Source organism: Longimicrobiaceae bacterium, assembly GCA_035696245.1.
Taxonomy (GTDB): domain Bacteria; phylum Gemmatimonadota; class Gemmatimonadetes; order Longimicrobiales; family Longimicrobiaceae; genus DASRQW01.
Genome location: DASRQW010000031.1, coordinates 1 through 7,952, shown reverse-complemented (window position 1 = coordinate 7,952; position 7,952 = coordinate 1). Strand labels below are relative to the sequence as shown.

The 7,952-nt window shown below is 69.3% G+C and carries 10 protein-coding genes; 6 read left to right on the top strand and 4 right to left on the bottom strand.

Annotated elements, in window-relative coordinates; translation table 11 throughout:
• Positions 1-217: 217 nt before the first annotated feature.
• Both VFE05_01350 and VFE05_01345 read left to right on the top strand, forming a co-directional pair.
• Positions 218-862 (top strand): DUF4142 domain-containing protein, encoded by a 645-nt coding sequence (locus tag VFE05_01350; GenBank protein ID HET6228690.1) that lies wholly within the window; start codon positions 218-220, stop codon positions 860-862.
• Entirely contained in the window at positions 859-1,197 is a 339-nt protein-coding gene (locus tag VFE05_01345) for a hypothetical protein (protein HET6228689.1), read from the top strand. The genes VFE05_01350 and VFE05_01345 overlap by 4 nt, the downstream gene beginning before the upstream one ends.
• Positions 1,198-1,303: 106 nt before the next feature.
• On the opposite strand, the gene VFE05_01340 is transcribed toward VFE05_01345, so the two are convergent.
• The 3 genes from VFE05_01340 to VFE05_01330 all read right to left on the bottom strand — a co-directional run bounded on the left by VFE05_01340 (position 1,304) and on the right by VFE05_01330 (position 4,215).
• Positions 1,304-2,017, bottom strand: a complete 714-nt coding sequence (locus VFE05_01340) for a hypothetical protein (GenBank protein ID HET6228688.1) — start codon at positions 2,015-2,017, stop codon at positions 1,304-1,306.
• Between the two features lie 337 nt (positions 2,018-2,354).
• The gene (locus VFE05_01335) at positions 2,355-3,158 is read right to left on the bottom strand and encodes an endonuclease/exonuclease/phosphatase family protein (GenBank protein HET6228687.1); all 804 of its coding nucleotides are present in this window, start codon (positions 3,156-3,158) and stop codon (positions 2,355-2,357) included.
• 319 nt (positions 3,159-3,477) lie between these two features.
• Entirely contained in the window at positions 3,478-4,215 is a 738-nt protein-coding gene (locus VFE05_01330; GenBank protein HET6228686.1) for a transporter substrate-binding domain-containing protein, read from the bottom strand.
• A gap of 251 nt (positions 4,216-4,466) precedes the next feature.
• On the opposite strand from VFE05_01330, the gene VFE05_01325 reads away from it, so the two are divergent.
• Genes VFE05_01325 through VFE05_01315 form a run of 3 tightly spaced genes read left to right on the top strand, consistent with a single transcriptional unit; the run spans position 4,467 to position 5,410 of the window.
• The gene (locus VFE05_01325; protein ID HET6228685.1) at positions 4,467-4,763 is read left to right on the top strand and encodes a hypothetical protein; all 297 of its coding nucleotides are present in this window, start codon (positions 4,467-4,469) and stop codon (positions 4,761-4,763) included.
• 31 nt (positions 4,764-4,794) lie between these two features.
• On the top strand, positions 4,795-5,100 hold the full coding sequence (locus tag VFE05_01320) for a hypothetical protein (protein HET6228684.1): 306 nt from the start codon (positions 4,795-4,797) through the stop codon (positions 5,098-5,100).
• A 31-nt stretch (positions 5,101-5,131) separates the two neighbouring features.
• A complete protein-coding gene (locus VFE05_01315) occupies positions 5,132-5,410 on the top strand; it encodes a hypothetical protein (GenBank protein HET6228683.1) in 279 nt (92 codons plus the stop codon).
• Positions 5,411-5,723: 313 nt separating this feature from the next.
• Here the strand turns inward: VFE05_01315 and VFE05_01310 are convergent, their stop codons facing one another.
• Entirely contained in the window at positions 5,724-7,313 is a 1,590-nt protein-coding gene (locus tag VFE05_01310; protein HET6228682.1) for a peptide chain release factor 3, read from the bottom strand.
• Positions 7,314-7,545: 232 nt separating this feature from the next.
• Between VFE05_01310 and VFE05_01305 the strand changes: the two genes are divergently transcribed.
• Positions 7,546-7,884, top strand: a complete 339-nt coding sequence (locus VFE05_01305) for a hypothetical protein (protein ID HET6228681.1) — start codon at positions 7,546-7,548, stop codon at positions 7,882-7,884.
• Positions 7,885-7,952 lie beyond the last annotated feature (68 nt).

Sequence of the window (7,952 nt, the reverse complement as noted above, 5' to 3'; positions counted from 1 at the left end):
GCGGGGAGGGGCTGGGGGAGGGGGCCCCCTTCCGCACGCGACACTTCCTAGGCATCCCTCCGAAAAGTATTTGTCAAATACTTCATTGACAAATTATCCTAGCGAGTTACTTTGTGCCGTGTGGCCGCTGCGTGCATCCGCCCGGACCGGGCCGGACGTACAGCGGTGCACGACGTCTCGCAGGCTCACGCACCCATCCAACACCGGAGCAGACCCCATGACCTTCCGCTTCCGCAGCGCGCCCGCGGCATGCGCCCTCACGCTCTCCGTTTTCGCCTTCGCCGGCTGCAAGGGCAAGGACGACGCGGGCGGCGAGAACCAGATCGCCCCCGACACCACCGCCATGGCCCCCGCCGCGCCGGCCGTCGGCACCGACTCGGCCGCGACGGCCGCGCCTGCCGCCCCGGCCGTGACGGACCCGCAGATCGCCGCCATCGTGGTGGCCGCCAACGACGTGGACATCAAGGCCGGAGAGCTCGCCAAGGGCAAGTCGCAGAACGCGCAGGTGAAGGCGTTCGCGCAGATGATGATCACCGACCACGGCGCGGTGAACAAGGCGGCCACCGACCTGGTCACCAAGCTGAACGTGACGCCCGAGGAGAACCCCACCAGCAAGTCGCTCACCGACGGCGGCAGCGCCAACCGCACGTCGCTGCAGGGCCTGAGCGGCGCCGCGTTCAACAAGGCGTACGTGGACAACGAGGTGGCGTACCACCAGCAGGTGCTGGACGCCATCGACAAGACGCTCATCCCGTCTGCCCAGAACGCCGAGCTGAAGAAGCTGCTCCAGGACACGCGCCCCGCCGTGGCGAACCACCTGGAGCACGCGAAGACGCTCCAGGCATCGCTCCCGGCGGCGTGATCGCCCTGAGCGGGAAGCCAGCGCGGCGGTGGCTCTCCGGCGCCGCGCTGGCGCTCGCGGCGGGCTGCACGCCCGCACCCAAGCCACGCGCGGTCGCGGTGCAGATCACCGGCTTCGTCTTCGCGCCGGCGACCGCGAACGCCGCGCCGGGCGACACGGTGGTGTGGACGAACCGCGACCTGGTTCCGCACTCGGCCACGGAGCTGGACGGGAGCTGGGACTCGGGTGCCATCGCTCCCGGCGGGACGTGGCGGCACGTGGTGACGGATGGCGACACGGCCGGGTACAAGTGCGCCTTCCATCCCAACATGACGGGCCGCATCGCCCCGCGCTGATGCGGCGGAGGGGATGACGTGCGAAGGGCGGCTACCGGGTTGTCGGCAGCCGCCCTTCGTCCATTTCTCGTCTTCGTGGTTCCGCCGGCGAGGCGGTGTCCGGCGGTCAGGCCGCGGCGCGCTTCGCGAGCTTCCGGCGGAAGACGGTGCGGTAGATGAACGGCGCCGCGAGCGCGCCCATCCACAGCACGCGTGCCTGGATGAGGAGCGTGTCCTTGCCGGGTACGAACAGCGCCACGCCTGCCAGGATCACCATCGTCGCCAGCAGCAGCACGCCGAGCGCCAGCGCGACGGGCTTGTCGTAGAACGAGACGCCCTCGTGGATGGCGGCGGCTGCCGGCGCCGTGGCCTGGCGCTCGGCCACCGCGTCCAGGAAGTGGTCGCAGAACACGTCGAACGCGTTCTTCTCCGCCGGCTTGTTGCCCTCGACGATGCGGACGGGCTTGCCCCGCGCGCGCGTGACGGTCAGGTAGCGGTTGCTGCCCGCCGCGGCGAGGGAGTCCACCACGTACTCGCGGATCTCGCTCCACGGCAGCTGCTCGCGCATCTCCCGCCCGCGCCGCCAGCGCACCACCGCCAGGCCGCGCTCGTCCAGCTCGTACCGCACCGCCTCCGTCGCCCAGTGTTTGATACCGAGGAGGATGATGCCGATGTACACCCCGAGCGACGCGAAGATGGCGGTCATCAGCACCGCGTCGTTCAGGTTGGGGAGCTGCGCGAGCCCCATCGCGGGCACCAGCACCACCAGAGCGCCGCCGAAGATGAGGGCGACGACGCGCCACGGGTACGCCTGCTTCGAATCCAGCGATGACTTGAGCATGGGAGCGACGATCGGGCGGGAACGGAGGAGCGCCAGGCGGCGCGCGGTGCGAACGGCAGAGGCTGGGGTGTGCGGAAGACGATGAAGCGCAACGCGTTCTCTGTCAAGCACCTGGTCCGCCAGCCGTCCCGGCGCGTTCGATCATATCTCCCGCGCCGCCGTTCATCTCCCGAGCCGTCCCAGCAATCCGCCGCATCACGCGATTACCCGCACCGGATCGACGCCTTCTCGGAAGATGCGGGAGATTGCTTCCCGGGGAGATGCGAGATTGCGAGGCTGGAGATGCGGGAGATGTCGCGACGACGTCCGCAGCAGGGCGCGGCCGATCCCGCGACGGTCAGCGGAGGAGGCCGACCGTCCAGACGGCGAGGTGGTCGCTGGCGCCGTGCACGTCCAGGATGGTGCCGGCGGCAGTGGATGCGGGGCTCGCGATGCCCTTGAGGAATACGTGGTCGAAGCGGCCGAACTTGGTGGTCCTCGGCCCGTTCTCGGTCGGCCAGGCGTAGCCGGCCGCGGTGGCCGCGCGCCCCACGCCGTGCGCGTTCATGTCCCCGCCGATCACCACGTGCGGAAAGCGCGCGGCATCGGCGAGCACGGCGTTGAGCTGGTCGCGGCGCGCGGCGGGGCCCTCGTTCACCATGGTGCCCAGGTGCACCGAGTACACGCGCACCTCCCGCTCGCCCACACGGATCGTCGCTGCCGCCGCCACCCGCCGCGTGTGCCCTACGAGGCCGAAGTGCGGCAGCAGGATCTTGCCGTCGTCCACGATGGGCCAGCGCGACAGCACCGCGTTGCCGAAGTTGCGGTGCGTCTTGTAGTGCCACAGCGCAGGGTAGTACACCCAGCGCATGCCCATCTCCTCGGCCACGCGACGGGTCGCGTCCTCGTCCATCTCCTGGAGCAGCAGCACGTCGGCATCGCGCAGCGCCGGCTCCGCGCGGATCGTCGCGAGCGCGCTGTCCACGTGCAGCGCGAACTCCAGGTTGAACGACGCGATCCGTAGCGTGTCGGGGCTCCCCGCCGCCCGCGCGACCCGCGGCTCACCCGTGAACCGCGGGCCCGATGCGAGCGGGTAGTTGTACCCGGAGTGACAGGCGCCCAGGAGGAGCAAGGTGGCGAGAAAGCTGGAGTGGCGGCGCATATGTATATGGAGGATCGGGTAGATGACGGGATCGGACGCACATCTGCGAATGCGCGGCTCGCGGCAGACACGCTCCGGACGATGGGGGCGCGACGGAGTGGCGGGAGACGATAACCCATCCGCCGCGGAAAAGCACGCGGTTCGCTGCCTGCGGCGAATTTCGGTAGATGGCTCCGGGTCCGGCGTCGCCGGGAGATGCGCGCGCGGCGGCTGGTCGACTGCGGCGCGCGCCGATCCTCGTCAAACAGGCGGATGCTGGGACGGAGGATACGGAGGAGGCGAGGACGAGCGGTCGATGCGGGCCATCCGGCGTCGCCGGTCAGCCGTCGCACGGGTTGGGGCCCATGCCCATCCAGCGGGTGCGGAGGCGCTCCAGCGTGCCGTCTTCCCGCATCGCGGCGAGGGTGGCGTTCAGCTCGTCGCGGAGGGCCGTGTTGCCCTTGCGCACCATGATCGCGTAGCCGGCGCCCGTGCCGGAGATCGTCGCCGCAAGCCGCAGCCCCGGCACGTGCTGCGAGAACCACGACGCGATGGGCGAGTCGTCCACCAGCGCGTCCAGCTCACCGCGGCGGAGGGCGTCGTACAGGACGTCGTTCGACTCGTCCTCGCGCACCGATGCGGGGGCGGCGCTGGCCTGCACGTACGCGGCAGCGGTCGTCTCCGTCCGCACGCCCACGCGCAGGCCGGCGAGCGACGGGTCCGCCGCCGCACCGTCGCGCGTGACCACGGCCAGGCACACGTTCAGGTACGCATCCGTGAACTCGGCCACGCGGCAGCGCTCGTCGGTGCGCGTGGCGGCGCTGCACACGGCGTCGATGCGGCCCGCGTCCAGCGCGTCCACGATGGTGCTCCACGGCGCGCGGCGGTAGCGGAGCTTCGCGTCCAGCCGCCGCGCCACCTCGTTCAGCAGGTCCACCTCCAGCCCGCGGAAGTTGCCCCGCTCCGGGTCCCCCATCTGCATGGGCAGCGGCGGCGCCTCGTCGATCCCGATCGTCAGGTCCCGCAGCTCCGCCTCCTCCCCCGCGGTGGTTCGTCGCGGCGCCGCTCGGCCCCGCATCTCCCTGGCCTGCCGTCGCAAGGACGCTGCCGCCGCTCTCGCACCTTCGCATCTCGCTCGCGCCGGCGCCTCGACCCGAGTCGAGCGACATCGCATCCGGCCGAAGGATCATGCCGCCCCGATGTTCATCTGCACTATGGAGATCGAGTTGATTCTGCAGTGAGCACAGCCCGCTTGGGGACGTAAGTGGCACGATTTCCGCAGCGATTGTCCGTTGGGCGTTCCAACCCACTCCCACAGGAGAGATCCGTATGCTGCGCAAGATCAGGCTGGACACGGAGGGGCTGGCGGTGGAGTCGTTCGACACCACCTCTCCGCTGCTGCGGAAGAGCGAGGGCACGGTGCTCGGCCAGGCGTACACCGGCGGCGACTCCACCTGCTTCCAGCGCATCTGCACCTGCGCGTCTGACAACGGGACGTGCGACGCGTCGTGCCACGGCGGGTGCGGCTCGGACACGTGCGGCTGCGGCGGGGGCGGGACCACCCAGAACACGAACTTCGTGACGTGCGCCACCGGCTTCCAGCGTGTCTGCGAGTGCCTGCAGTGACCACGAATCCCCAACCGGATGGAGGTGGACGATGAAGGGCAAGATCCAGCTCGACCTGACGTCGCTGGAGGTGGAGTCGTTCGACACCACTTCGCCGCTGCTGCGGAGGCGCCAGGGAACGGTTTTCGGCCAGGCGTACACCGACGGCGAGTCGACGTGCTTCCAGATCATGTGTACGTGCGAGTCGGACAACGGCACGTGCGACGCGTCGTGCCAAGGCGGCTGCGGCGGTACCGCCTCGTGCGGCTGCGGAACGAACGGCTGCGGCACCGGCGGCCCGGACACGCGCGTGGAGACGTGCGCCACCGGCTTCCAGATCATGTGCTCGTGCCCGTGACCGCACCCATCGACGCCCAAGGAGAACGGCCATGAGAAGCAAGATCCACCTGGACCTGTCGGCGCTGGAGGTGGAGTCGTTCGATACCACGTCCGCGGCGCTGCGGCGGCGGGACGGCACGGTGTTCGGGCAGGTGAACACGAACGACTCCACCTGTTTCGAGGATCTTTGTACCTGCGAGACCCAGGTGTCGTGCGACGCATCGTGCCAGGGCGGCTGCGGCACCGCATCGTGCGGGTGCGGCCACACGGCGGACACCTGCTACGAGACGTGCGCCACCGGCTTCCAGGACCTCTGCGAGTGCCCGTGACCGCGCCGTAGCGTCACCTCCGCCACCGCAAGATCGGCGGGCGGACGATGCAGATAAACGAAGCAGCGCGCCCCGGTCTGGGGACGCGCTGCTTCGTCATTCCGTACGTTTCGATGCCGCACATCGGCGGTGGACGCCGGGCTGTGGGACTGTCGGCAGATGCGCGGCGGGCGATGGGGCCGTCCCGCATCTGCCGAACGTCGTCCATCCACCGGACGCTCTCCATCTACCGAACGCTGTCCATCTACCGAACGCTGCTCATCCACTGACGCCCATCGCCCGTTACGCTGCGGCGATGAAGGGCGGCTGGTGGCTACGGGGCGACGTCGTGGAAGGCGAGGTCCTTCTCGCGGTCGATGGTGGTCTTCATCGTCCACTCGCTGTCGAACAGGATCAGCGGCTTGTGCTTGGAGTCGTACACGAGGGCGCGGCCGTAGCCGCCGGTGGCGACGCGCTCCACCTCGGCGAGGGGGCCCTCGACCCAGCGCGCGAAGCGGAACGACATGGGCTCCAGGCGCGCCGGCACGCCGTACTCGTGCTCCAGCCGGTGCAGCAGCACGTCGAACTGGAGGCGGCCCACGGCGCCCACGATGGGCGAGGGGCCTGTGAGCGACTCGGTGTAGAAGACCTGCGCCGCGCCCTCTTCCGAGAGCTGCTGGAGGCCCACGTCCAGCTGCTTGCGGCGCATGGGATCGGCGATGAAGATGCGGGCGAAGTGCTCCGGCGAGAACCGCGGGATCCCCTGGAACTCCAGCTCCCCGTTGGCCGAAAGCGTGTCGCCGATGCGCAGGTTTCCGCGGTCGTGGATGCCGATCACGTCGCCCGCCCACGCCTCTTCGATGTGCGTGCGCTCGCGTGCCAGGAACTGCGTGGGCGCGGCCAGCCGGAGAGGCTTGCCTGTGCGCACGTGCCTGACCTGCATGTTCGCCTCGAAACGCCCGGAGCACACGCGCACGAAGGCGATGCGGTCGCGGTGCTTGGGGTCCATGTTCGCCTGGATCTTGAACACGAAGCCCGTGAACGCCGGGTCCTCGGGCTCCACCAGGCCTTCGCTGGACTGCCGCGGCGTGGGCGAGGGGGCCAGCTCCAGGAACGTCTGGAGGAAGGGCTCCACGCCGAAGTTGGTGAGCGCGCTGCCGAAGAAGGTGGGAGAGACCTCGCCCGCCAGGAACTCCTCGCGGCTGAACTCCGAGCCCGCCATGTCCAGCAGCTCGATGTCGTTCATGAGCTGGTCGTGCGCCTGCTCGCCCAGCATCTCCCGCACGCCCGGATCGTCCAGGCTGCCGATGCGCGAGCCGGCGCGCGTCTGCCCGTGGTCCTCGCCGCGGTCGAAGAGGTAGATGCGGCGCTCGGCGCGGTCGTACACGCCCAGGAACTTGTCGCCCGCCGTGATGGGCCACATGACCGGGTAGCAGCGCATGCCCAGCTCGCGCTCCACGTCGTCCAGGAGCTGGAGCGGGTCGGCGCCGGGCCGGTCGCACTTGTTCACGAAGGTGAACACGGGCGTCTTCCGCAGCCGGCACACCTCGAACAGCTTGCGCGTCTGCTCCTCGACGCCCTTGCGGTTGTCGAGCAGCATCACGGCGCTGTCGGCGGCCATGAGGGTGCGGTACGTGTCTTCGGAGAAGTCCTGGTGGCCAGGCGTGTCCAGCAGGTTGATGGCGCGCCCCTGGTACTCGAACTGGAGCACGCTGGAGGTCACGGAGATGCCGCGCTCCTGCTCCATCTGCATCCAGTCGGAGGTGGCGTGGCGGGCCGTGCGGCGTGCCTTTACGCTCCCCGCCAGGTGGATGGCCCCGCCGTAGAGAAGCAGCTTCTCGGTGAGCGTGGTCTTCCCCGCGTCGGGGTGGCTGATAATGGCAAAGGTCCGCCGGCGGCGGACCTCGTCGTGCAGGTTGCTCATCTAGTGTCCTGAAGTTCTTCCGGGTCGCGCCCGCGGCAGGCGGGCGCCGCGCGCCGGTAGCTCTTGCGCTGCCGGAATTTAACACCGCGAAGCCCCCGCTTCAACGCTGCTCGTCGCCAATATCACTGACGGTGAAGCTCGCAAGTTCAACAGAGATCGTTGCCCCCGCCGAAAGGGAAGATTATCTTCCCTAAAAAGGAAGATTATCTTCTCACATCTGCCTACATCCTGTATGCGCAACCTGCCGATCGAGGACGCGCTGAACGCAGTAGGGGATCTCCTCGCTGTGGAAGAGGAGCGAATCTGCGTGGTCGTGGTTGGAGGGGCCACGTTGAACCTGCTCGGCCTGGTGCGCCGCAGCACGAGTGACGTGGACGTGATCGCGCGTGCATACCGCAACGAGGCTGGCGGCTTGGAGCTTTCGCAGGCGGAGCCGTTCCCGCCCGCGCTCCGGCACGCGATCCGGACGGTCGCGCGCGACTTCGGCTTGCCTGCGGATTGGATGAACGCGGAGATCGGCGCCCAGCTCGAGCATGGGCTGCCGCCGTGGATACTGGACGACATCACCTGACGCTCCTACGGCGCGCTGGAGGTGGGGCTGGTTGGCCGGCGGATCCCGGTCGCGCTGAAGCTCTTCGC

What these genes read in the sequence shown, in the direction of transcription:
- VFE05_01350 (HET6228690.1), top strand. Translation starts at nt 218, where the DNA reads ATGACCTTCCGCTTCCGCAGCGCGCCCGCGGCATGCGCCCTCACGCTC.
- VFE05_01340 (HET6228688.1), bottom strand. Translation starts at nt 2,017, where the DNA reads ATGCTCAAGTCATCGCTGGATTCGAAGCAGGCGTACCCGTGGCGCGTC.
- VFE05_01335 (HET6228687.1), bottom strand. Translation starts at nt 3,158, where the DNA reads ATGCGCCGCCACTCCAGCTTTCTCGCCACCTTGCTCCTCCTGGGCGCC.
- VFE05_01330 (HET6228686.1), bottom strand. Translation starts at nt 4,215, where the DNA reads ATGCGGGGCCGAGCGGCGCCGCGACGAACCACCGCGGGGGAGGAGGCG.
- VFE05_01325 (HET6228685.1), top strand. Translation starts at nt 4,467, where the DNA reads ATGCTGCGCAAGATCAGGCTGGACACGGAGGGGCTGGCGGTGGAGTCG.
- VFE05_01320 (HET6228684.1), top strand. Translation starts at nt 4,795, where the DNA reads ATGAAGGGCAAGATCCAGCTCGACCTGACGTCGCTGGAGGTGGAGTCG.
- VFE05_01315 (HET6228683.1), top strand. Translation starts at nt 5,132, where the DNA reads ATGAGAAGCAAGATCCACCTGGACCTGTCGGCGCTGGAGGTGGAGTCG.
- VFE05_01310 (HET6228682.1), bottom strand. Translation starts at nt 7,313, where the DNA reads ATGAGCAACCTGCACGACGAGGTCCGCCGCCGGCGGACCTTTGCCATT.
- VFE05_01305 (HET6228681.1), top strand. Translation starts at nt 7,546, where the DNA reads ATGCGCAACCTGCCGATCGAGGACGCGCTGAACGCAGTAGGGGATCTC.